The organism is Variovorax sp. AB1(2024) (assembly GCF_037482385.2).
GTDB lineage: Bacteria > Pseudomonadota > Gammaproteobacteria > Burkholderiales > Burkholderiaceae_C > Variovorax.
Map to the genome: position 1 here is coordinate 2672611 of NZ_JBBHKP020000001.1, position 23871 is coordinate 2696481.

Consider the following 23871-nt stretch of genomic DNA (forward strand, 5'->3'; position numbering starts at 1 on the left):
GCCTGCCGCTCAGGACTTGACGGGGTAGGCGCCCAGCACCTTGTAGAAGGCGCAGAGTCCGCGCAGTTCGGCCAGGGCCGCGGCCACGTTCGGCTGCGAGGGGTGGCCGTCGAGGTCGATGTAGAAGTAGTACTCCCACTGGCCGGTGCGCGCGGGGCGCGACTCGAAGCGGGTCATCGACACGTTGTTGGCCTTCAGCGGAACCAGCAGGTCGTGCACCGCGCCGGGCCGGTTCGGCACCGAGACGATCAGGCTGGTGCAGTCGCGGCCCGAGGCCGGCGGCATGGCCAGCGTCTGCGGCAGGCAGATGACGGAGAAGCGGGTGCGGTTGTAGGAGTCGTCCTGGATGGCGTGCGCCACGATGTGCAGGCCGAAGCGGGTGGCGGCGCGTTCGCCGGCCAGCGCGGCCCAGGCCGGATTGGTCGACGCGAGGCGGGCGCCCTCGGCGTTGCTCGACACGGCGCGCCGTTCGGCATTCGGGAGGTGCTTGGACAGCCAGGTCTGGCACTGGGCCAGCGCCTGCGGATGGGCCAGCACGGCTTCCACGCCTTCGAGCGAGTTGCTGCTGCGCAGGAGGTGGTGGCGCACCAGCAGGCTGACTTCGCCGACGACATGGGTGGGCGAGTGCAGGAACAGGTCGAGCGAGCGCGTGACGACGCCTTCGGTCGAGTTCTCGACGCCGACCACGCCGTACTGGGCGCTGCCGGCGGCCGTGGCGTGGAAAACTTCGTCGAAGCTGGCGCAGTAGATCAGGTCGGCGGCGCCGCCGAAGTACTCGATGGCGGCCTGTTCGCAGAAGGTGCCCTCGGGGCCCAACACGGCGACGCGCTGCGGCGATTCGAGCGCCAGGCAGGCCGACATGATTTCGCGCCAGATGGCCGCCACGTGGAGATCCTTGAGCGGACCGCCATTGCTCTTCTGCATCTTGTCGATGACCTGCGCCACGCGATCAGGGCGGAAGAACGGCGTGCCCTCGCGCTTCTTGACCTCGCCGACCAGCTCGGCCACGTGGGCCCGCTCGTTGAGCAGGCTGAGCAGGCGCTGGTCGAGCGAGTCGATCTGCACGCGCAGATCGGCCAGGCTCTCGGAGTTATCGGAAGGTGAAGAGGGTGGTGTGGGGGCGGAGGCGGTCATCGGTGCGGGCAACTGAGCGGAGCATGCGCCTAGGCATGCGATCGCTCGAATTCTCGCATGTAGCCCACCAGCGCCTGCACCCCTTCCAGCGGCATGGCGTTGTAAATGCTGGCGCGCATGCCGCCGACCGACTTGTGCCCCTTGAGTTGCAGCAGCCCGGCTTCGCGCGCACCGGCCAGGAAGGCTTCGTTGCGCCCTTCGTCCGCCAGGAAGAACGGCACGTTCATGCGCGAGCGGCAGTTGGGGTCGATGCGGTTGGCGTAGAAGTCGGAGCCGTCGATGTAGTCGTACAGCAGCTTCGCCTTGGCGATGTTGCGCTGCTCGATGGCCGCGACGCCCGTGAGGTCGCCTTCCTTTTGCTGCAGCAGCCACTGGAACGTGAGCCCTGCCATGTAGATGCCCCAGGTCGGCGGGGTGTTGTACATGGAGTTGTTGTCGGCCACGGTCTTGTAGTTGAACGCGCTCGGGCAGATCTCGAGCGCGTGGCCGAGCAGGTCGTCGCGCACGACGACGATCGTCAGGCCGGCCGGGCCGAGGTTCTTCTGCGCGCCGCCGAAGGCCAGGCCCACGCGGCTCCAGTCGACGCTGCGCGAGGCAACGTGCGAAGAGAAATCGATGACCAGCGGGGCATTGCTGCCCAGCGCCGCCAGGTCGGGCAGCTGCTGGAACTCGATGCCGTTGATGGTCTCGTTGGAGCACACGTGCACGTACGAGGCGTCCTTGGACAGCTGCCAGGTCGCGGGATCGGGCAATCCGGTGTGCTGGTCGTCGGCATTGCTCGCGGCCACGCGCGCGGTGCAGTAGCGCTGCGCTTCCTTGTGCGACTTGGTGCTCCAGCTGCCGGTAATGACGAAGTCGGCGGTCTTGCCGCGCGACAGGTTCAGCGGAACGATGGCGTTCTCGCCGAGGCCGCCACCCTGCATGAACAGGATGTGGAAATTGGAGGGCACGGCCAGCAGCGTGCGGATGTCGGCTTCGGCCTGCGTGCAGATCGAGCCGAACTCCTTGCCGCGATGGCTCATTTCCATCACGCTCATGCCGCTGCCGTGCCAGTCGAGCATTTCGGAGGCGGCGCGTTGCAGCACCGCTTCCGGCATGGCAGCCGGGCCGGCCGAAAAGTTGTAGGGGCGCTTGCCGGCCGGCGTCTGCTGCTGGGTCACGTTGCTTTACTTCTTGGCTGGTGCCTTGGCCGGGGCCTTGGCGGCGGGGGCGGCGGCATCGGTCGGGGCGCCGAGGGCCTTGGCGACGTTCTCATCGAGTGCGCGCATCTTCGGTTCGATGGTGGCGCGCGTGTCGGCCACCAGCTTTTCCGTCAGTGCGGTCTGCATCTTCGGGTTCAGCTCCTGGTACTTCTTGCTCAGGGGCGAGTTGATCCAGGCCAGCAGCTGCTTGAGCTCGTCTTCGCTGAAGTTCTGCTCGAGCAGCGGGGTCAGGGCGCCAGGAGCCAGCTGCACTGCCTTGTCGCGCACGATCGGGTAGGCGTCGTCGAAGTACTTCTTCAGCTCGGCGTCGGCAGCCTTGGCGGCAGACTCGCGCTTGGCTTCCGGCACCTGCGTCTGCAGGTACTGCGAACCCGCCTGTGCGATCGGAGCGCTCGATTGCTCGACCAGGCCGCGCGCCAGCGATTCGATGCCGGGACGCTGGATGTCGATGAACTGCTTGATGAGCGTGGCCTTGTCCTGGGCCATTGCGGCCATCGAACTGCTAGCCAGGGCGACCGTCAGAAGTGCGAGTTTGATTTTTTTCACTGAGGATTCTCCGTTGAAGATGAGGAAGTATCGTCCGCGTCAGGCTCGGTTTCGCCATTCGCGTCGTTTTCGACGATACGTTGCAGCCCGCTGAGTTTGGCGCCTTCGTCGAGTCCGATCAGCGTGACGCCTTGCGTCGCACGACCCAGTTCGCGAATCTCGGCAACCCGCGTGCGTACAAGCACGCCCTTGTCGGTAATGAGCATGATCTCATCATCCGAATGCACGAGTGTGGCGGCAACGACCTTGCCGTTGCGCTCACTCTGTTGAATCGCGATCATGCCTTTGGTTCCGCGGCCGTGGCGCGTGTATTCCGTAATGCTTGTGCGTTTTCCGTAACCGTTTTCGGTCGCGGTGAGCACGCTTTGCTGCTCGTCCTCAGCCACCAGCATGGCGATCACGCCCTGGCCCGGGTCGAGCGACATGCCCCGCACGCCGCGCGCGTTGCGGCCCAGCGGGCGGACGTCTTCCTCGTCGAAGCGCACGGCCTTGCCGCCGTCGCTGAAGAGCATCACGTCGTGCTTGCCGTCGGTCAGGGCGGCGCCGATCAGGTAGTCGCCCTCGTCCAGGTTCACGGCAATGATGCCGCCCTTGCGCGGGTTGTTGAACTCGTCGAGCGCGGTCTTCTTGACGGTGCCCATCGAGGTCGCCATGAACACGTACTGGTCGGCCGGGAAGGTGCGCTTTTCGCCGGTGAGGGCGAGGGCGACGTTGATCTTCTCGCCTTCCTGCAGCGGGAACATGTTGACGATCGGACGGCCGCGCGAGCCGCGGGAACCCGCAGGCACTTCCCATACCTTGAGCCAGTACAGCCGGCCGCGGTTCGAGAAGCACAGGATGTAGTCGTGCGTGTTGGCGATGAAGAGCTGGTCGATCCAGTCGTCTTCCTTGGTGGCCGTGGCCTGCTTGCCGCGGCCGCCGCGCTTCTGGGCGCGGTACTCGCCCAACGGCTGGCTCTTGATGTAGCCGCTGTGCGAGAGCGTCACCACCATGTCGGTCGGGGTGATCAGGTCTTCGGTCGAGAGGTCGTAGGCGCTGTGCTCCACCAGGCTGCGGCGCGCGCCAACCTTCGACTGGCCGAACTCCTGCTTGATGGTGCCCAGCTCGTCGCCGATGATGGTCGAGACGCGCTCGGGCTTGGCCAGGATGTCGAGCAGGTCGTCGATCTCGGCCATGACGTCCTTGTACTCGGCCACGATCTTGTCCTGCTCGAGGCCGGTCAGGCGCTGCAGGCGCATCTGCAGGATTTCCTGGGCTTGCGTGTCCGAGAGGCGATAGAGGCCGTCGCCGCCCATGCCGTACTGGCGTTCGAGGCCCTCGGGGCGGTAGTCGTCGGCGTTGATCACGCCGCCGTCGGCGCGCGAGCGCGTGAGCATCTCGCGCACCAGCTTGCTGTCCCAGCTGCGCGTCATGAGCTCGGCCTTGGCGACCGGCGGCGTGGGCGATTCGCGGATGATGCGGATGAACTCGTCGATGTTCGCCAGCGCCACTGCCAGGCCTTCGAGCACATGGCCGCGCTCGCGTGCCTTGCGCAGATTGAAGACGGTGCGGCGCGTGACCACTTCGCGGCGGTGCTGCAGGAAGACCTGGATCAGGTCCTTCAGGTTGCACAGCTTGGGCTGGCCGTCGACCAGCGCCACCATGTTGATGCCGAAGGTGTCCTGCAGCTGAGTCTGCTTGTAGAGGTTGTTGAGCACGACCTCGGGCACTTCGCCGCGCTTGAGCTCGATCACTAGGCGCATGCCCGACTTGTCGGACTCGTCCTGGATGTGGCTGATGCCTTCGATCTTCTTCTCGTGCACCAGCTCGGCCATGCGCTCCTGCAGCGTCTTCTTGTTGACCTGGTAGGGGAGCTCGTCGACGATGATCGCCTGGCGCTGGCCGCGGTCGATGTCCTCGAAGTGGCATTTGGCGCGCATCACGACCTTGCCGCGGCCTGTACGGTAGCCGTCCTTCACGCCGTTGATGCCGTAGATGATGCCGGCGGTGGGGAAGTCGGGCGCCGGCACGATTTCCATCAGTTCGTCGATGGAGGCTTCGGGGTTGCGAAGCAGGTAGAGGCAGGCGTCGACGACCTCGTTCAGGTTGTGCGGCGGAATATTGGTGGCCATGCCGACCGCAATACCGCCCGAGCCGTTCACAAGCAAATTGGGCAACTGGCTCGGCAGCACCTTCGGCTCTTTTTCGGAACCGTCGTAATTGTCCTGGAAGTCGACAGTTTCCTTGTCGATATCGGCCAGCATTTCGTGCGCAATTTTGGCCAGCCGGATTTCCGTATAACGCATTGCGGCCGCGTTGTCTCCATCGACCGACCCGAAGTTGCCCTGGCCGTCGACCAGCATGTGGCGCATGGAGAAGTCCTGGGCCAGCCGGACGATGGTGTCGTAGACCGACTGGTCGCCGTGCGGGTGGTACTTACCGATCACGTCACCGACGATACGGGCGGACTTCTTGTACGGCCGGTTCCAGTCGTTGTTGAGTTCGTGCATCGCGTAGAGCACGCGCCGGTGTACTGGCTTGAGGCCGTCACGGGCGTCGGGAAGCGCTCGGCCGACGATCACGCTCATGGCGTAATCGAGATAGCTGCTGCGCATTTCCTCTTCAAGACTGATGGGCAGGGTTTCTTTTGCGAAGGAGGTCATGAACGAGGTGCTGGCGGCAGGAAGGTGAAATTTTACGCTGTGAGGGGTGTCGCACCGCCGCAACACAAGGCCTCTATTCCGCCTCCGTCCTACGCTTCGGGGCCGTCCTGCGGCCTGTTTGCCAAAGACCCTATGGCACAATCGCCTCAACGTTTTGGGTGGTGGTCACTTAAAGCGTCCTTGATTCGCAGCGCGGCTGCGGCTTTTTCCCCAAGAGGAGAACCATGAAGAAACTGAATAAAGTGGCGATGATGTTTGCAGTCGCTGCGCTCGCCACTGCCGCCGGCGCGCAGACCCGTGTCACCGCTGCGGACGGCGGTCCTACGATCGACAACTGGCAAAACGGCACCGGCGAACTGGTCTGGAAGAACGGCACGAACGAACTGTGCTGGCGCGATGCCAACTGGACGCCCGCAACGGCTGCCGCTGGTTGCGACGGTGCTCTGGTTCCTGCTGCTCCTGTCGCTACGGCTCCTACGCCTGCTGCTCCGGTTCCCCCGGCTCCCCCGGTCGTGGCCGCCAACAAGGTGACCTTCGCTGCTGACGCCTTCTTCGACTTCGACAAGTCGGTTCTGAAGCCTGAAGGCCGTGCGAAGCTGACCGACCTGGTCGAGAAGATCCGTGGTGTGAACCTCGAAGTGATCATCGCTGTGGGCCACACCGACTCGATCGGTACGGTTGCCTACAACCAGCGTCTGTCGGTCCGTCGCGCCGAAGCCGTCAAGGCCTTCCTGGTCTCGAAGGGCATCGAACGCAACCGCGTCTACACCGAAGGCAAGGGCAAGTCGCAGCCTGTGGCTGACAACAAGACCAAGGAAGGTCGCGCCAAGAACCGTCGCGTGGAAATCGAAGTGGTCGGCACCCGCGCCAACTAATCAATCGATTCCATCGATCATGAAAACCCCGCTACGGCGGGGTTTTTTTATGCCTGTCGAATTGGCATTCGCTCATTCAGCAAAGCCTTGCTCGGTGTTGTCGGGCATGGCTCGTTTCATAATCGCTGCATGACAGAAAACGTGAATGCCGATCCGGCCGAACTGGCCAAGTTTTCAGAACTCGCGCACCGGTGGTGGGATTTGGAAAGCGAATTCCGACCATTGCACGAAATCAATCCATTGCGCCTGGAATGGATCGACGGTATTACGCCTATTTCGCAGCGCCGGATGCTCGACATCGGCTGCGGCGGTGGCATCCTGGCCGATTCGATGGCTCGCAAGGGTGCGGAAGTTCTGGGCATCGACCTGGCCGGCAAGGCGCTCAAGGTGGCGCAACTTCATGCGCTCGAAGCCGGCACGCGCGGCGTGAAGTACCGCGAGATCAGCGCTGAGGCGCTGGCGGCGGAGCAGCCGGGCAGTTTCGATGTCGTCACCTGCATGGAAATGCTCGAGCATGTGCCGCAACCGGCGTCGGTGATCCAGGCCTGCGCGGATCTGGTGAAGCCGGGTGGATGGGTGTTCTTCTCGACCATCAACCGAAACCTGAAGTCTTTCATGCTGGCCATAGTGGGCGCCGAATACGTGCTTGGCATGCTGCCGCGTGGGACGCATGAGTACGCGAAGTTGATTCGCCCTAGCGAACTGGCCGCCTATTGCCGGGCAGCCGGGCTCGACCTGCGGCACACCCGGGGCATGGAGCACAACCCGTTGACGCGCCGCTACTGGCTCAGCGGCGACACCAGCGTCAACTACATGTTCGCCACCCGGAAGCCGGGCGCTCCGGCATGAGCAGCGGGCTCAAGACAAAAGCTGTGCTGTTCGACCTCGACGGCACGCTGATCGACAGCGCACCCGACCTGGGCGCGGCAGCCGACAAGATGCGTACCGATCGCGGCTTGGCGTCGTATCCGCTCGAAAGATACCGACCGATGGCAGGGGCCGGTGCGCGGGGCATGCTTGGCGTGGCCTTCGGCATCACGCCGGAGTCGCCCGGATTCGATGAATTGCGCGAAGAGTTCTTCGTGACCTACGAGCGCCGCATGCTGCTCAATACGCAGGTGTTCGACGGCGTTCATGCGTTGATCGAAGCGCTGCGCGAGCAGGGGCTTCCATGGGGTGTCGTGACCAACAAGTCGATGCGGTTCACCGACCCGCTCACGCGCGCCATACCGCTTTTCGAGACCGCGGGAGCGGTGATCAGCGGCGACACCACGCCGTTCGCCAAGCCGCATCCAGAGCCCCTGCATGAAGCCGCGCGCCGACTCGGCGTGCCTTCCGACGCCTGCATGTACGTGGGCGATGACGAGCGGGACATCATCGCGGGCCGCGCAGCGGGCATGCGCACCGTTGCCGCCACCTACGGCTACATGGGTTCGCAGGCCGATCCGGCCCTGTGGAAGGCAGACGCCTCAATATCTTCGCCCTTGGAGCTCTTGAAGTTACTCAATAGCGCCTAAAATGGGTCGCTTGGGGCTGCACTGGTTTCGACGTGGGTTCGGAGTCGCAGCGGGGCATGTCGAGCTGAATGCGCTCGTAAAACAGATTCAAACAAACTAACTGCAAACGACGAACGTTTCGCACTCGCTGCTTAATTGCCAGTGAGCCTTGCAACAGTTGGCCGATGGGCTGGGCAAGGGGGTCTGGAGCAATCCTGACCTCCCGGCTGCAAGGATAATTACATGGGCTGGCTTCGATCCGGGTACCTTGGGTCGAGGCGAGAAAATAGGGTGCTGGCGTCCGGTTCAGCGTGTGACTGCGCGGTTCCGGAAGCGAGACTTAAATCAGATCACTAAACATGTAGAACTGCGCGATGAAGGCTTGCGGACGGGGGTTCAAATCCCCCCAGCTCCACCATATTCACACACGCTGAGTCCAACAAGATCAAGGACTTACGCGATCTGGCGATCAGCGCAACGCTTCGACCAGATCAAGCACCATCCGGTCCGGACCGAATTTCTCGACACCTTGCGTCAGCAGCGCATCCACGGCTTGCGCGATGCCGTGCCCGGCCGACGCCTGTTCCGCCATGTCGTTGTAGTAGCCCAGGTCCTTCTTGGCGTTGGCCATCGAGAACTTCAGCGAATCGGTGCCGCCCGTCAGCAGCTTGGGCTTGACGCGTTCCAGCGCCACGCCGTTGCCGCCGCCCTTGGCGAGCACATCGACGAACACGTCGGGCTTCACGCCGGCGCGCTCCGCACAGGCTGCGGCCTCGCACAGCAGCGCCACGGTGCCCAGCGACACGAAGTTGTGCAGCAGTTTCATCGCGTGGCCGGCGCCGATGCCGCCCACGTGCGTGATGTTCTCGGCAAAGCAGCGCAGCAGCGGCAGGCACGAGGCCAGCACTTCGGCGTCGCCGCCCACCAGCAGGTTCAGGCGTCCTTCGGCCGCCTCCTTGGCGGTGCGCGTCATGGGCGCGTCGATGAACTTGCCGCCCTTGGCGCTCACCGCCTCGGCCACCTTGGCGGTGGAGGCGGGCACTGCCGTGGAGCAGTCGATCACGACCGTGCCGGGGCGCAGCGCCGACAGTGCGCCTTGGTCGCCCAGCATCACGGCCTCGACCTGCGGCGTGCCGGTGACGCACAGGATCAGCACGTCGACCTGAGCAGCCAGCGCAGCCACGTCCTTCACCGAAGTGGCGCCGGCCTTCAGCAGACCGTCGATCGGCTGGTTGCCCGCGTGTTCCAGCACGGTCAGCTGGTGGCCATGCTTGACGATGTTGCTTGCGATGCCGTGGCCCATCAGGCCGACGCCGACGAGGCCGACCTTGCGCGGCGTTTGCTGTTCAGTGGTTGTCATGTGTTGTCTTCATCCGTGCTTGATTGCGATGGTCTTGAGGGTCGTGAATCCGAGCAGGGCCTCGAAGCCCTTCTCGCGGCCGAAGCCGCTGGATTTCACGCCGCCGAAGGGCAGTTCTACACCACCCGCCGCACCGTAATTGTTGACGAAGACCTGCCCGCAGTGCAGCTTGTGTGCCATGCGCAGCTGGCGCGCGCCGTCGCGGGTCCACACGCCGGCCACCAGGCCGAAGTCCGTGCCGTTGGCCAGGCGCACCGCCTCCGCCTCGTCGGCGAAAGGCATCACGACCAGCACGGGGCCGAAGATCTCGCGCTGCGCCAGATCGCTGTCGTGCGGCACATCGCGGAACAGCACGGCCTCCTGGTAGTAGCCGCTGGACGGTGCGTTGGGCGACACCGTGCCGCGCGCCGCCACCTTCAGGCCCGCGGCTTCGGCCGTCGAGACCATGTCGCGCACCTGGCGGAACTGCTTTTCGTTGATGAGCGGGCCCATGTCCAAGTCTTCGGCGGGCGTGCCCGCGCGCACGGCGATGAAGCGCTTCGCGAGCCGCTGCACCACTTCTTCGTAGACCGACTGTTCCACCAGCACGCGACTGCCGGCCGAGCAGGTCTGGCCCGCGTTCTGGATGATGGCGTTGAGCAGCACCGGCTCGGCCGCGTCGAGGTCGGCATCGGCGAACACGATCTGCGGCGACTTGCCGCCCAGCTCCAGCGTCACCGGGCAGTGGCGCTCGGCGGCGGCCAGGCCCACGCTGCGGCCGGTCATGGTCGAGCCGGTGAAGGAGATGTGGTCGATGCCCGGGTGCGCGCACAGCGCCGCGCCGGCTTCCTTGCCGTAGCCCGTCACCACATTGAGCGCGCCGGCCGGGAAGCCGACCTCGGTCGCAAGCTCGGCGAGCCGCAGCAGCGAGAGGCTGGCGTCTTCGGCCGGCTTCACCACGCAGGCGTTGCCGGCGGCGAGCGACGCGCCCACGCTGCGGCCCGCGATCTGCATCGGGTAGTTCCAGGGAATGATGTGGCCCGTCACGCCATGCGGGATGCGCACCGTCAGCACCGTGTAGCCGCGTTCGTACGGCAGCGTGTCGCCATGCAGCTTGTCGCAGGCGCCGGCGTAGTACTCCATGTAGCGGGCCAGCGCGGTCGCGTCGTTGCGCGCCACGCGCAGTGCCTTGCCGGTGTCGCGGGCTTCGAGCTGGGCCAGCTCCTCGTGGTGGGCCATGACGGCGGCGCCGAGCTTGCCGAGCAGGCGGCCGCGCTGCAGCGCCGTCATCTCGCCCCAGGGACCGTCGAAGTTGTCGCCCATGGCCTGGCGCGCCGCGCGCACGGCGGTATCGATGTCGGCGGCGGTGCCGCGTGCGATCTCGCCGAATTTTTGGCCATCGCTCGGGTCGATCACGTCGATGGTGGCGCTGCCTTCGGACGCCACGCGGCGGCCGTCGATGTAGTGGGTGGCGTTCATGGGGTCGATGTCTCCTTGTGGCGGATCACTTGGGTTCCGGCCAGGGTTTCTGTGCTTCGCGGATCTGCTCGAAGGCGCGGCTGAACTGCAGCACGCCCAGGTCGTCGAAACGGCGCCCGGCGATCTGCAGGCCGATGGGCAAGCCCTGCGGGCCTTCGGCCGAGTAGCCGCAGTTGATCGAGGCAGCGGGCTGCTCCGACATGTTGTAGGGCACCGTGAAGCCGATATGTTCCAGCGGCAGCATCGGATCGTTGGTCGGCGAGGCGTGGTCGGCCGGCGCGGGCAGGTTGGGCGACACCGGCGAGATGACGAAGTCGTAGGCCTTGGTTGCGGCGACCGTGGCCGCGCGCGTGGCGATGAACTGGCTGTAGGCGTCGAAGATGTGCGCGCCCGAGAAGCCGGCGGCGCTCTCGGCCCATTCGCGGATGTACGGCAGGATCTTCGCGCGCTTCTCGGCCGGCATCGCCTGGATGTCGATGCACGAGCGCATGCGCCAGAAGTGGTCCATGCCCTGCAGCATCTTCGGCGTCATGAAGGCCGGGATTTCTTCGACGTGCGCACCGGCAGCCTCGATGCGCTTCGCCGCGCGGCGCACCGCCTCGGCGATCTGCGGATCGAGCGGCAGGCCGCAGCCCGCGTCCATGTGCAGCGCCACGCGCTTGCCCTTGAGGAACGATGGATCGACCTCGAAGGCGTTCCAGTCGATGACAGGCGGCGGCAGCTCCGAGTAGTCGCGATCGTCGGGCTGCGCGACCGACGCCATCATCAGCGCCGAGTCGGCCACCGTGCGCGTCATCGGACCGGCACAGCGGCCCATGTAGGGTGAACTGAGGGGAATGCGGCCGAAGCTGGGCTTGAGCGTGTAGATGCCGCACCAGCTGGCCGGCAGGCGCAGCGAGCCGCCGATGTCCGTGCCCACGTGCAGCGGGCCGTAGCCCGCGGCCGCAGCAGCACCAGCGCCGGAGCTGGAACCGCCCGGCGTGCGCGAAACGTCCCACGGGTTGCGCGAGAGTTCATGAAAGCTCGACAGGCCCGACGACAGCATGCCCAGGTCGGGCATGGTGGTCTTGGCAACCAGCACCGTGCCGTCTTCCTTCAGGCGCGCGGCGGGCGGCGAGTCGTAGCTCATCGGCACCAGGTCGTAGGCGGCGGTGCCCAGCGGCATCGGGTCGCCTTCGGTGGCGAGGTTGTCCTTGATGGTCACGGGCACGCCGTCGAGCATGCCGCGCGGCTTGCCGGCCAGCCAGCGGGCTTCGGAGGCGCGCGCCTGCTCGAGCGCGAGTTCAGGGCGGAAAAGCCAGGTTGCGTGCAGCTCGGGTTCGTACGCCGCGATGCGCTCGTTCACCGAGCGCGCCACTTCCACCGGCGACAGTTCCTTGGCGGCATAGGCCGCGTGCAGCTCCTGCACGCCCAGCGAATAGAGGGGTTTGGTCGTCATCGCATCAACCCCACGAGATCGCGGCCAGGTCGTTCACCACGATCGGCATGCTCGGCCACAGGCCCTTCACTTCCTTGCGCGCGATGGTCGGGAACACCGCCTGGTAGAGGAAGCCGTTGACCGCATCGGTGGCCAGCATGCGCTGGGCGTCGGCCAGCAGGTCGGCGCGGCGCTTCTTGTTCTCTTCGTTCTGGATGGTGACGAACAGGTCGCGGAATTTCTTGGAGTCGTAGCCCCAGTAGTAGTCCGGCTCGGTGTACTTCACCAGGTCGAAGGGCTCCACGTGCGCCACCATCGTCAGGTCGAAATCGTGCGCGCCGCCGAAGGTGCCGCTGAGCCACTGGGCCCATTCCACGTTCTGGATCTTCACGTTGATGCCGATCTGCGCCAGCTGCGCTGCGATCATCTCGCCGCCCTGGCGTGCATACGAGGGCGGGGGCAGTTGCAGGCGCAGTTCGAGCGGCGTCTTCACGCCGGCTTCGGCCAGCAGCTTCTTCGCTTTCTCGATGTCGAAGGGGTTCATCGCCGTGGTGTCGACGAAGCCCGGCGCGCCCATAGCGTAGTGGCTGCCGATGGGCTTGCCGAAGCCGTCCGCCGCGCCCTGGATGATCGCGTTGCGGTCGATGGCCGCCAGGATGGCGCGGCGCACGCGCACGTCGTCCAGCGGCTTCTTGCGGTTGTTGATGGTCAGGATCACCTTGCCGCGCGTGCCCACTTCAATCACCTGGAAGCGCGGGTTGCCCTTGAACTGCGCGACCGAGCGGGTGCCCGCGCGCGGGAAGATGTCGATGTCGCTGGCCATCAGCGCGGCAGTCTGCGCGGCCGTGTCCGACATGAAGCGGAACACGAACTTCGGGACCTTCGCGAGGCTCGGGTCGCGGTAGCTCGGCGACTTGACCAGCGTGCAGGAGGCGCCGCGCTGCCACGCGCTCAGCTTGTACGGGCCGGTGCCCACCGGCGCGGTGGCATTGGTGTCGGCGCTCTTGGGCTCGACGATGCAGGCGGTCGACTGCCCCAGCATGAACGGCAGGTCGGGGTTGGGCAGCGTGCTGTTGACGCCCACCGTGTACTCGTCGAGCACCACGGTGCCGATCTCGCTGAAGAAGCGCTTGTCCTTGTTCGTGCTCTTGGCGCCGCCCGCGCGGTCGAACGAGAACTTCACCGTGTGCGCGTTGAAGGGCTGGTCGTTCTCGAAGCGCACGCCCTTGCGCAGCTTGAAGACGAAGGTCTTCATGTCGGGCGACGACGACCAGCTCTCCGCCAGCATCGGCGAGACCGAGCCGTCGGCATTCACCTTGGTGAGCGTCTCGAAGATGTTGTACTGCGTGATCTCCGCGATGGCCGACGCGGCGCCGGTGGTCGGGTCCAGGCCCGGCGGCTCGAGCGGCATGCCGATCGTCAGCGTGTTCTTGCCGGCCTGCGCACGTGCCTGGGGCAGGAAGACCCCCGGGATTGCCGCGGCCATGGCGGAAGTCATGAGTGTGCGTCGCTTCAACATTCGATAGTTCCTGGAGGTGAGGATGAAATTGAGAACCGGCGTCGCCTAGCGCGACGGCGTGTGCAGCACGGCGGACAGCAGCGTGCGCGTGTATTCGTGCTGCGCATGCGCGAACAGGTCGGCCGGGCGGCCCCGTTCCACGATGCGGCCCTTGAAGACCACGCAGACTTCGTCGCACAGGTGGTTGACCACCGCGAGGTCGTGGCTGATGAGCAGGTAGCTGATGCCGAACTGCTGCTGCAAATCCTGCATCAGGTTGAGCACCTGGGCCTGCACCGACACGTCGAGCGCGCTCACCGGCTCGTCGGCCACGATGAGCTTGGGGCGTGTGATGAGCGCGCGTGCAATGGCGATGCGCTGGCGCTGTCCGCCCGAGAACTCGTGCGGGTACTTGTCCATGTCGGTGGTGCGCAGGCCGACGGCGGCGAGTGCCTCCGATGCGCGCTCGCGCTGCTCGGCGCGGCTGGTCTCGGCCAGCGCCTCCAGCGGCTCGGCCACGATGCGCGCCACGGTCTGGCGCGGGTCGAGCGAACCGTACGGGTCCTGGAACACCATCTGGAAATCGCGCCGCGCCGTGCGCAGCGCTTCCTTCGACAGCGCATGCAGGTCGCGGCCTTCGAGCGATACGGTGCCGGACGTGGGCGTGTCCAGCGCCATCACCAGCCGCGCGATGGTCGACTTGCCCGAGCCCGATTCGCCGACGATGCCCATGCTCTTGCCGGCGTGCACATCGAAGCTCACGCCGTTGAGCGCCTTCACGGTCGGCGGCGGGCCGAACAGTTTTTCACGCGGCAGCGCGTAGTGGCGGTAGAGGTTCTTCACGGCCAGCAGGGGCTGGCCGGCGTTGGTGGACTGGCTCATGCGGGGAGGGCGGCGGCCTTGGCGTTCAGCGCGGCGATCTCGCCGAGCCGCAGGCAGCGCACCGTGTGGTCGTTCGGCAGCAGCGTGGCCTGGGGCCGCGTGCTCTGGCACAGGTCGATGGTGTGGGCGCAGCGGCCCGCGAAGGCGCAGCCGCGCGGCATGTCGACCAGCTCCGGCACGCTGCCCCGGATGGTCGGCAGCCGGCCCGCGCGCACCGCGCCGATGGCGGGACGTGCCGCGAACAGGCCGCGCGTGTAGGGATGCGCGCGGCCCGCGAAGACGGTGTCGGTCGGGCCGCTTTCGACCGCGCTGCCGCCGTACATCACCAGCATGCGCTTCACGCTGTTGGCGATCACGCCGAGGTCGTGCGAGATCAGGATCATCGCCATGCCCATTTCCTGGACCAGGCCCTGGATCAGGTCGAGCACCTGCTTCTGGATGGTCACGTCGAGCGCGGTGGTGGGCTCGTCGGCAATCAGCAGGTCGGGGCCGCAGGCCAAGGCCATCGCGATACCGATGCGCTGGCGCTGGCCGCCGGAGAACTGGTGCGGGTAGGCGTCGAGGCGCGAGGCCGCGTCGGGAATGCCCACGCGGTCGAGCAGGCCCAGAGCTTCCTTGCGGGCCTGCGCCTTGGTCAGCCCGCGGTGCAACTGCAGCGGCTCGCCGACCTGGCGCGCGATGGTGTGCACCGGGTTCAGCGCCGTCATCGGTTCCTGGAAGATCATGCCGATGCGGTTGCCGCGGATCTGGCACATCTGCTTTTCGGGCAGGCCGACGAGTTCCTGCCCGTCGAGCTTGATGCTGCCGGTGACCTGCGCGCTGGAGGGCAGCAGGCCCATGAGCGACATCACGGTGATCGACTTGCCGCAGCCCGATTCGCCGACGATGCCGAGCGTTTCGCCGCGCTCCAGCGAGAACGAGATGCCGCGCACGGCCTGCGCCGGGCCGCGCTGGGTCTGCAGGCCGATCTGGAGGTTGTTGACTTCGAGGAGGGGCATCGTGGTCTCAGCGTGCGCGGGCGAGGCGCGGATCGAGCAGGTCGCGCAGGCCGTCGCCCAGCAGGTTCAGGCCCAGCACCGCCAGCGCGATCGCCATGCCGGGGAAAACCGCCAGCAGCGGCTGCTGGAACATCAGGGTCTGCGCTTCGCTGAGCATGCGGCCCCACGACGGCTGCGGCGGCTGCGTGCCGAGGCCGAGGTACGAGAGCGCCGCTTCCGCGAGGATGGCGATGGCGAAGCGGATCGTGATCTGCACGATCAGCACGGCCGAGATGTTCGGCAGCACGTGCTGCATGGTGATGGCAAAGGAGCCCTTCCCGCAGGCGCGCGCCGCGGCCACGTATTCACGCGACCAGATGGCGTTGGCCGATGCGCGCGTGATGCGCGCGAAGGTCGGGATGTTGTAGATGCCGATCGCGACGATGGCATTCACGATGCCCGCGCCGAACACGGCGGTCATCATGATGGCCGAGAGAATCGCGGGAAAGGCCAGCGTGAAGTCCGACAGGCGCATCACCGCTTCTTCGACCCAGCCGCGTTTGGCCGCCGCGAGCAGGCCCAGCGCGGTGCCGACCACCAGGCCGATGCCCACGGCAATGATGCCGACCAGGATGGATGCGCGCGCACCCACCAGCAGCAGAGAGGCCACGTCACGCCCGAATGCATCGGTGCCCAGCCAGTGCGAGCCCGTCGGGGCCTGCATCTTGTTCGCCATGTCCATCGCATACGGCGACCACGGCGTCCACACGAAGGACACCAGCGCCGCGATGAGCAGCAGCGCGGCCAGCACGCCGCCGATGACGAAGCTGCGGTGCTTCACCGCGCGTTGCCAGAAACCGGGGAGCTTGAGCGCCGCGGCGCTGGGGGCCGGGGCCGTGATGGCGTTCATATGTCGCTGGCCTTGATGCGCGGGTCGATGACGGCGTAGAGCACGTCGACCACGAAATTCACGATGACCACCATGGCCGCGAGCAGCATCACGCAGTTGCGCACCACGATCAGGTCGCGGTTGCTGATGGCCTGGAAGATCAGCCGGCCCAAGCCGGGAAGATAGAACACGTTCTCCACCACGATGGTGCCGGCCAGCAGCTCGGAGAACTGCATGCCCATCACCGTGATGACGGGGATCATGGCGTTGCGCAGCACATGCGTCCAGAGCACCATGCGCTGCGAAACGCCCTTGGCTCGCGCGGTGCGCACGAAGTCTTCGCGCATCACTTCCAGCACCGCCGAGCGTGTGATGCGCGCGAGGATCGCGGCCTGCACCACCGCAAGCGACAGGGCAGGCAGCAGCAGCGACTTGATGCCCGAGAAGAAGCCGTCGCCCCAGCCCTCGAAGCCGCCTGCCGAGAACCACTGCAGCTTCACCGAGAACACGAGGATCAGCAGGATCGCGAACCAGAAATTGGGAATCGCAATGCCGACCTGGGCCATGCCCATCAGGCCGACGTCGCCGAGCTTGTTGTGGCGCGCCGCGGCCGTCACGCCTACCAGCAGCGCGATGACCGTGGTGAAGAACATCGCCAGCAGCGCCAGCGGCATGGTGAGCGCGAGGCGCTCGAGGATCAGGTCGAGCACCGGCGAGCTGTAGGCGTAGCTGTCGCCGAGGTTGCCGGTGAGCAGGCCGCCGATCCAGTGCCAGTAGCGCGTCCATGCGGGCAGGTCGAGGCCGAGCTTGGTGGCCAGCGCCGCCACCGCTTCGGGCGAAGCATCCGGCCCCATCAGCATCTGTGCCGCGTTGCCCGGAAGAATCTCCAGCACCAGGAACACGATGATCGACGCGCCGACCAGCGTGCCGATCAGCGTCAGCGTGCGCTTCAGCAGGAACAGGCCCATCTCAGTGTCCCCGGCCGCAAAGGGATGAGGGGCTCGTCGTCATGCCGAGATGCAGTCGGCGATCGCGCGGCCCACGTCCACGGTGTTCGCGGTGCCGCCCATGTCGCGCGTGCGCGGGCCTTCGCTCAGCACCGTCTCGATGGCCGAGATGACGGCGGCCGAAGCCTGTGCGTACACGGGATCGTTGTTGCCCAGGTGGTCGAGCATCAGCGCGGCCGACCAGATCTGGCCGATCGGGTTGGCGATGCCCTTGCCCGCGATGTCGGGCGCCGAGCCGTGCACCGGCTCGAACAGCGACGGGAACTTGCGCTCCGGGTTCAGGTTGGCGCTCGGCGCGATGCCGATGGTGCCGGTGCAGGCCGGGCCCAGGTCGGAGAGGATGTCGCCGAACAGGTTGGAGGCCACCACCACGTCGAACCAGTCGGGGTGCTGCACGAAGTGCGCGCACAGGATGTCGATGTGGTACTTGCTGGTCGCGATGTCCGGATGGCGCTTGGCGATCTCGGCCAGGCGCTCGTCCCAGTAGGGCATGGTCACCGAGATGCCGTTCGACTTGGTCGCGGCCACCAGGTTCTTGCGCGGGCGGCGGCTGGCCAGCTCGAATGCGTATTCGATGATGCGGTCCACGCCGACGCGGGTGAACACCGCTTCCTGGATCGCCATTTCGCGCGGCGTGCCTTCGAACAGGCGCCCGCCCACGGAGGTGTACTCGCCCTCGGTGTTCTCGCGCACCACCAGGAAGTCGATGTCGCCGGGCTTGCGGTGCGCCAGCGGTCCGGGCACGCCGGGCATCAGGCGCACGGGGCGCAGGTTCACGTACTGGTCGAAGTCGCGGCGGATCTTGATGAGCAGGCCCCACACGGCGATGTGGTCGGGCACCTTGTCGGGCGCGCCCACCGCGCCGAAGTAGATGGCGTCATGGCCCTGGATCTTGTCGGCCCAGTCGGCCGGCATCATCAGGCCGGTGCGCACGTAGTGGTCGGAGCCCCAGTCGAAGTGGTCGTAAGAGAAGTCGATGCCGAAACGGCGCCCGACCGCGTCGAGCACGCGCAAACCTTCGGGCATGACCTCGACGCCGATGCCGTCTCCGGGAATGACGGCAATCCTGTGCTTTTTCTGCATTGACTCAACCTGTTCCAAATTCGTTTCGATGGGGCGAGCGCGCTCGTGACGCAAGGCCGCTGAAAAATTCTAGGAGCCGTGGCCATGCGAGAGGTCGGGGTTGGCACCCACTAAGTGTTGACAAAATCAGAAGGCAAGGCGAGGCGGTTTGCTTGCGTGGAAAACGATTTCGGTGTCACGGGAATGTCTTTGACTTCTAAAAATTAGAAGGCTCGGCGCGCCGCTCCAGGCCGCTGGAGAGCCCGCATGCAGCTTCATGAAGGCTTGCTGAATTCCGGCGTCCAGACCCGGCAGATACTTCGGCCGCTCGCGGCGCCCGATCCCCAGGGAGCGGCCGCCAGGAAACACATGAATTCTTTGCCTGTCCAGGACAACGCCGGCCCCGGCGCGGGCGCCGCCATGCATGCGGGGTGGCGGCACGCGCTCGGGCAACGTTGGCGGCGCTGGGTCCAGCCCTCGCTGCTGAGGCGATTGCTGCTGGCGCAGGTTTCGGTGGTCGGGCTGCTGTGGGCCTGCATCGTCGGCCTGTTCCTGCACGACTCCAACCGCTTTCCCGAACTCGTGCGCTACGACAGCCTCTTTGCCTGCATCATCACCGCCGCGCGGAATCTCGCGGACTCGCCGGACCGCCAGCAAGCCACGCTGCGCGCTTTCGACATGGCGCTGCTCGAGACCTCGGGCGACTTCACGTCCGACGAGGACAAGGCGCCGGTCATGCAGGTATGGCAGCGCGGCAGGCTCATCTACAACTCGAGCGCATCGGTGCCGCCGATCATCAACCAGACCATCGGCAAGGTGGAGATCATCCGCCTGGGCGAACGGTCGCTGCGCGCGCGGACCATGGTCTCGCCGGTGCTCGACACCCGCGTGATGCTGGCCGAGCCCAAGTTCCTGCGGCTGTACTTCAACGCCGACGACCGCAGCTACTACTTCCTGCCCTTGCTCATCAGCCTGCCGTTCCTGGTGTTCCCCGCATGGCTGGCCGTGCTGCTCGCCCTGCGGCCGTGGCGACAGGTGACGCGGGAGACCGCCGAGCGCGGCCCCGCCGACCTCACGCCGCTGTCGTTCGAGCCGCAGCACAAGGAACTGCGGCCGATGGTGCGCAGCATCAACGGCCTGCTGCGCAGCGTGCGCGACCGCGGTGTGCGCGAACGCGGGCTGATCGCCGACGCGGCGAATGAACTTCAGACACCGCTCGAGGCGATGCGCGTGAACGTCGAGGCGCTGAGGGCGCAGACGAACGACGAGGGCCAGCGCGAGCTCATGGCCAACCTGCTGCGCAGCAATGACCGCGCGACGCGGCTGGTCGGGCAGTTGCAGCAGTTGATGCGCAGCGACGAGGTGCCGCAGAACGCGTTGCCCGAAGCGCTTGCGCTCGACGCCTTGGCGCGTGAGCGCATCGCGCTGCTCGGGCCGCTGGCGCAGGCGCGCGGCGTGAAGTTCGACTTTGCGGTGGATGACGAAGGCCCGGTGCCGGTGTTCGGCGAGCGCGAGAGCCTGATTTCGATGGTGAGCAACCTGGTGGAGAACGCCGTCAAGTACAGCCCCGGGGGCGGCACGGTCAGTGTGCGTGTCGGCCGCGATGGCGCACGCGCGGTGCTTCGCGTGGCCGACCAGGGCCCGGGCATTCCACCGGCGCTGCGCGAGCGGGTGTTCGACCGCTTCTTCCGCAACCCCGACCAGACGCAGTCGGGCAGCGGGCTGGGGCTTGCGATCGTGAAGTCGGTGCTCGACAGGCACCACGGACAGATCATTCTGGAGGCGGGCGAAGACGGGCGGGGGCTGCTGGCGACCGTGTGGCTGCCGTTGTCGGCAGGCTGACAGGGGTATCGGCCGCATCTACCATGTGCCGATGCGAACACTTTCACTCCCCACCGGCGGCGAGATGCCGGTACTCGGCCTGGGTACCTGGCGCATGGGCGAGGATGCAAGCCGCCGCGCGGCCGAAGTGGCCGCCGTGCGCGAGGCCATCGCCCTGGGCTACCGGCTCATCGACACCGCCGAGATGTACGGCGAAGGCGGCGCCGAAACCGTCGTGGGCCAGGCCGTTGCCGAGGCGCTGCGCGCGGGTGACGTGCGGCGCGATGCGCTTTTCATCGTCAGCAAGGTCTACCCGCACAACGCGAGCCGGCGCGGCACGCGCGAGGCCTGCGAACGCAGCCTGAAGCGGCTGGGGCTCGACGCCATCGATCTCTACCTGCTGCACTGGCGCGGCAACCACCCGCTGCGCGACACCGTCGCCGCGATGCAGTCGCTGGTGGCCGACGGCCGGATCGCCCGCTGGGGCGTGAGCAACTTCGACACCGACGACATGGAAGAGCTGGAGCCGCTCGCCGGCAGCGGGCCGGGCTGCGCGGCCAACCAGGTGTACCTGTCGCTGGGCGAGCGCGGGCCCGAGTTCAGCCTGCTGCCCTGGCAGCGCGAGCGCGGCATGCCGCTGATGGCCTACAGCCCGATCGACCAGGGTGCGCTGGCGGGTGACAAGGCGTTGGGGGAACTGGCTGCGCGTCTCGGCGTGACAGCCGCTCAACTGGCGCTGGCCGCGGTGATCGCGCGGCCCGGCGTGGCGGCGATCCCGAAGGCGGTACGCGCCGCGCACCTGAAGGAAAACCTGGCCGCCGCGGCGTTGAAGCTCGACGCGGCAACCCTGGAAGAAATCGACCGCCTGCACCCGCCGCCGCGGCGCAAGGGGCCGCTGGCGATGATCTGACCCGGGAAGGAAGGCTCAGTGCGCCTCGGCCTGCTTGGCCGCGGCGATCACGGCCTGCTCGTCGTGCTTCGCGCCGTTGAGGAACAGGTTCAGCAGCACGGCGGCAATCGACGCCAGCAGGATGCCAGACTCGATCAGCGAGTGAATGGCGTGCGGCATCCATTGCTTGAAGTTGGGCGCGATCAGCGGAATCATGCCGATGCCGATCGACACCGCGACGATCATCGCGTTGTGGCGGTTGGTCTTGAAGTCCACGCCCGACAGGATGCGGATGCCGGTGGCGGCCACCATGCCGAACATCACGAGGCCCGCGCCGCCAAGCACCACGGTGGGCAGCGACTCCACCAGCGCGGCCATCTTCGGCAGCAGGCCCAGCACGATGAGGATCACGCCGCCCGCCACGCAGACGTAGCGGCTCTTGATGCCGGTGACGGCCACGAGGCCCACGTTCTGCGAGAAGCTGGTGTACGGGAAGGTATTGAAGATGCCGCCGATGAGCGTGCCCAGGCCGTCGGTGCGCAGGCCGCGGGCCAGGTCTTTCTGCTCGATCTTGCGGCCGGTCATCTCGCCGAGCGCGAGGAACATGCCGGTCGATTCGATCATCACCACGATCATGATGAGCGTCATGGTGAGGATCAGGATCGGGTCGAACTGCGGCATGCCGAAGTGAAAGGGCAGCACGATGTCGACCCACGCGGCCTTGCCCACCTTCTCGTAGGTCATGAGGCCGGTAATGGACGCCACCACGGCGCCGATCACGATGCCCAGCAGCACCGAGATGTTGGCGATGAAGCCCTTGGCGTACTTGACGATCAGCAGGATCGACACCAGCACCAGCGCTGCCACGCCGAAACCCGAAAGATCCGCGTACTTGGGGTTGGGCACCGTCGGCATGATCGCGAAGCCCTTGGGCACGGCCGGAATGGAGCTCCCCGGCGACGTCACCTCGGCGAGCCACTTGGCATACACCGGGTCGACCAGCGCGGGCGCCGTCGGGCCCACCGGGTTGCCGAAGATCCAGTTGATGCCCACGCGCATCAGGCTGATGCCGATGACGGCGATGATCGTGCCCGTGACCACCGGCGGAAAGAAGCGCAGCATGCGGCTCACCAGCGGCGCGATCAGTATCGACACCACGCCCGCGCCGATGATCGAGCCGAACAGCAGCTGGGCTCCGTTCTGGCCCGGGTTGGCGTTGGCGATGGCCACCATCGGAGCGACCGACGCGAAGGTCACGCCCATCATCACCGGCAGCTTGATGCCGAACCATTGCGTGGCGCCGAGCGCCTGGATCAGCGTGGCGATGCCGCAGCAGAACAGGTCGGCCGAGATCAGCAGGGCGACCTCGTCGGGCGAGAGCTTGAGCGCGCGCCCGACGATCAGCGGCACCGCGACGGCCCCCGCATACATCACCAGCACATGCTGCAATCCGAGGGCCGCGAGCTTGCCCGAAGGCAAGCGCTGATCCACGGGATGGACTTGGGAAAGTGTGGCGTCGGCCGTCATCGTTGTCTCCTGCTGCGCAAGGGAAGAGGCTGGGGCGGCGCGGCTTGCCACGGCGCATGCCTCAATGTGTACGCGAAACTGTATACAACTTATGCGACAATCTTGACCCGGAAAAACCCGAAGCAGGCCGGGTTCATTCCGCCGGCAGTCGCTCAGGCGACGGGGTACGGCCCTTCGCCGAACACCTCGCGGTGGTAGCCCTTGCTGCCCACGTCGCGCGCCAGCTGGCTGCGGAAGTCGCGGCCTTCGCGCAGGCACCGCAGCACTTGCGCGAAGTCATGGCGCGGCTGCCAACCCAGCTCGCGCCGCGCCAGCGCATTCACGTAGACGCGGTCGAGTTGCGCGGGCAGCTTCCATCCCTGCCTGGCATAGAGCGCTTCGCACTCTGGAAACAGCCGGTTCAGCACACGCGGTGCGCTCTCGCGCAGCATCGGCAGGTCGTCTTGCGTGAAGGGCGTGGTGGCCGAGACGATGTAGCGGCCGAAGCCGATGGCCGGTGCTCGCCTGGCCGCCAGCAGGTGGGCATCGACCACGTCCTCGATGTCGACGCGGCGATGCAGCAGCTCGTTGGCCTGCGCGTTCTCCAATGAATGGAGGCTGCGCGCGGTGGCATCGTCGTCGTCCTCGGGAAAGAAGCGCGAAGTCTTCAGCACGATCACGGGCAGGCGCTGCTTGCGGTGGAACAGCTCGCACAGGCTTTCGGCGGAGGTCTTGGTCACGCCGTAGATGTTCTTCGGGATCGGCGTCACGCCTTCCGTGATCCAGGCTGCCGGCATGCCTCCGGCGGGCGTGAGCGCCGAGCCGAAGGTGCTGGTCGTGCTCGTGAACACGAAGGCCTCGACACCGGCCGCCACCGCTTCTTCAAGCAGCACCAGCGTGCCCGTGATGTTGGTGTCGACGAACTCCTGCAGGCTGTGCGTGCCCACGTGGGGCTTGTGCAGCGTGGCCGCATGGATGACCGTGCGCACGCCGCGCATGCAGTCGCGCACGAAGGCGCGGTCGGTGATGGAACCTGCGCGGTCGGTGAAGCGGGAGGGCGTGATGTCGATGCCCCGTGCGTCTTGCGAAGTCGCGCTCAGCGTGCGCATCAGGGCTTCGCCGAGGTGGCCGGCGCTGCCGGTGATCAAAGTGGTCATGGCCGCAAGACTATCGGCCGACGTTGAGGGCGTCCACGCATAAGTTATGCGTG

The 23871-nt window shown here is 66.4% G+C and carries 20 protein-coding genes and 1 other RNA gene; 6 read left to right on the forward strand and 15 right to left on the reverse strand.

Translation table 11 applies throughout. The features are described from left to right. Positions 1-9 precede the first annotated feature (9 nt). The 4 genes from pheA to gyrA form a co-directional block, all read right to left on the reverse strand. Positions 10-1134: a prephenate dehydratase gene (gene pheA / locus WIX39_RS12480; RefSeq protein ID WP_081266809.1), complete on the reverse strand. Its 1125-nt coding sequence runs from the start codon at positions 1132-1134 to the stop codon at positions 10-12. A 29-nt stretch (positions 1135-1163) separates the two neighbouring features. After that, entirely contained in the window at positions 1164-2231 is a 1068-nt protein-coding gene (gene serC, locus WIX39_RS12485; protein ID WP_234382874.1) for a 3-phosphoserine/phosphohydroxythreonine transaminase, read from the reverse strand. A 69-nt stretch (positions 2232-2300) separates the two neighbouring features. Next, complete coding sequence (locus WIX39_RS12490; RefSeq protein ID WP_081266807.1) at positions 2301-2882, reverse strand: DUF2059 domain-containing protein; 582 nt, start codon at positions 2880-2882, stop codon at positions 2301-2303. Beyond that, on the reverse strand, positions 2879-5524 hold the full coding sequence (gyrA, locus tag WIX39_RS12495) for a DNA gyrase subunit A (protein ID WP_081266806.1): 2646 nt from the start codon (positions 5522-5524) through the stop codon (positions 2879-2881). The genes WIX39_RS12490 and gyrA overlap by 4 nt, the downstream gene beginning before the upstream one ends. Positions 5525-5748: 224 nt before the next feature. Between gyrA and ompA the strand changes: the two genes are divergently transcribed. The 4 genes from ompA to ssrA all read left to right on the forward strand — a co-directional run bounded on the left by ompA (position 5749) and on the right by ssrA (position 8313). After that, positions 5749-6399, forward strand: coding sequence for an outer membrane protein OmpA (gene ompA, locus WIX39_RS12500; protein WP_081266805.1), 651 nt, complete (start codon positions 5749-5751; stop codon positions 6397-6399). Positions 6400-6528: 129 nt separating this feature from the next. Next, positions 6529-7248, forward strand: coding sequence for a bifunctional 2-polyprenyl-6-hydroxyphenol methylase/3-demethylubiquinol 3-O-methyltransferase UbiG (gene ubiG, locus WIX39_RS12505; protein WP_409195095.1), 720 nt, complete (start codon positions 6529-6531; stop codon positions 7246-7248). Next, complete coding sequence (gene gph / locus WIX39_RS12510) at positions 7245-7916, forward strand: phosphoglycolate phosphatase (RefSeq protein ID WP_409195096.1); 672 nt, start codon at positions 7245-7247, stop codon at positions 7914-7916. Before ubiG ends, gph begins: the two co-directional genes overlap by 4 nt. Before the next feature lie 12 nt (positions 7917-7928). Further along, positions 7929-8313: a transfer-messenger RNA gene (gene ssrA, locus WIX39_RS12515) on the forward strand. 51 nt (positions 8314-8364) lie between these two features. Here ssrA and WIX39_RS12520 read toward each other — a convergent pair. The 9 genes from WIX39_RS12520 to WIX39_RS12560 are packed head-to-tail and all read right to left on the reverse strand — an operon-like array spanning position 8365 to position 18466. Next, entirely contained in the window at positions 8365-9255 is an 891-nt protein-coding gene (locus WIX39_RS12520; RefSeq protein WP_409195097.1) for an NAD(P)-dependent oxidoreductase, read from the reverse strand. Positions 9256-9264: 9 nt separating this feature from the next. After that, positions 9265-10713, reverse strand: a complete 1449-nt coding sequence (locus WIX39_RS12525; protein WP_409195098.1) for an aldehyde dehydrogenase family protein — start codon at positions 10711-10713, stop codon at positions 9265-9267. A gap of 25 nt (positions 10714-10738) precedes the next feature. Further along, positions 10739-12151, reverse strand: coding sequence for an amidase (locus WIX39_RS12530; protein WP_409195099.1), 1413 nt, complete (start codon positions 12149-12151; stop codon positions 10739-10741). Between the two features lie 4 nt (positions 12152-12155). Further along, on the reverse strand, positions 12156-13649 hold the full coding sequence (locus WIX39_RS12535) for an ABC transporter substrate-binding protein (RefSeq protein WP_409195100.1): 1494 nt from the start codon (positions 13647-13649) through the stop codon (positions 12156-12158). A 45-nt stretch (positions 13650-13694) separates the two neighbouring features. Next, entirely contained in the window at positions 13695-14510 is an 816-nt protein-coding gene (locus tag WIX39_RS12540; protein ID WP_081266798.1) for an ATP-binding cassette domain-containing protein, read from the reverse strand. Beyond that, positions 14507-15508 (reverse strand): ABC transporter ATP-binding protein, encoded by a 1002-nt coding sequence (locus tag WIX39_RS12545; protein WP_409195101.1) that lies wholly within the window; start codon positions 15506-15508, stop codon positions 14507-14509. Before WIX39_RS12545 ends, WIX39_RS12540 begins: the two co-directional genes overlap by 4 nt. Positions 15509-15515: 7 nt before the next feature. Continuing rightward, positions 15516-16397, reverse strand: coding sequence for an ABC transporter permease (locus WIX39_RS12550; protein WP_237679443.1), 882 nt, complete (start codon positions 16395-16397; stop codon positions 15516-15518). Then, positions 16394-17344 carry an ABC transporter permease gene (locus WIX39_RS12555; protein WP_081266795.1) on the reverse strand — a complete coding sequence of 317 codons (951 nt, stop codon included), beginning with the start codon at positions 17342-17344 and terminating at the stop codon, positions 16394-16396. Before WIX39_RS12555 ends, WIX39_RS12550 begins: the two co-directional genes overlap by 4 nt. A 39-nt stretch (positions 17345-17383) precedes the next feature. Continuing rightward, positions 17384-18466: a tartrate dehydrogenase gene (locus WIX39_RS12560; protein WP_106935170.1), complete on the reverse strand. Its 1083-nt coding sequence runs from the start codon at positions 18464-18466 to the stop codon at positions 17384-17386. A gap of 348 nt (positions 18467-18814) precedes the next feature. On the opposite strand from WIX39_RS12560, the gene WIX39_RS12565 reads away from it, so the two are divergent. Then, positions 18815-20287 carry a sensor histidine kinase gene (locus WIX39_RS12565; protein WP_409195102.1) on the forward strand — a complete coding sequence of 491 codons (1473 nt, stop codon included), beginning with the start codon at positions 18815-18817 and terminating at the stop codon, positions 20285-20287. A 31-nt stretch (positions 20288-20318) separates the two neighbouring features. After that, positions 20319-21176 (forward strand): aldo/keto reductase, encoded by an 858-nt coding sequence (locus tag WIX39_RS12570; protein WP_106935169.1) that lies wholly within the window; start codon positions 20319-20321, stop codon positions 21174-21176. Between the two features lie 15 nt (positions 21177-21191). Here the strand turns inward: WIX39_RS12570 and WIX39_RS12575 are convergent, their stop codons facing one another. Together WIX39_RS12575 and WIX39_RS12580 are read right to left on the reverse strand one after the other, a co-directional pair. Continuing rightward, on the reverse strand, positions 21192-22682 hold the full coding sequence (locus WIX39_RS12575) for a nucleobase:cation symporter-2 family protein (protein ID WP_409195103.1): 1491 nt from the start codon (positions 22680-22682) through the stop codon (positions 21192-21194). 152 nt (positions 22683-22834) lie between these two features. Further along, positions 22835-23818 carry an NAD-dependent epimerase/dehydratase family protein gene (locus WIX39_RS12580; RefSeq protein WP_106935167.1) on the reverse strand — a complete coding sequence of 328 codons (984 nt, stop codon included), beginning with the start codon at positions 23816-23818 and terminating at the stop codon, positions 22835-22837. Positions 23819-23871 lie beyond the last annotated feature (53 nt).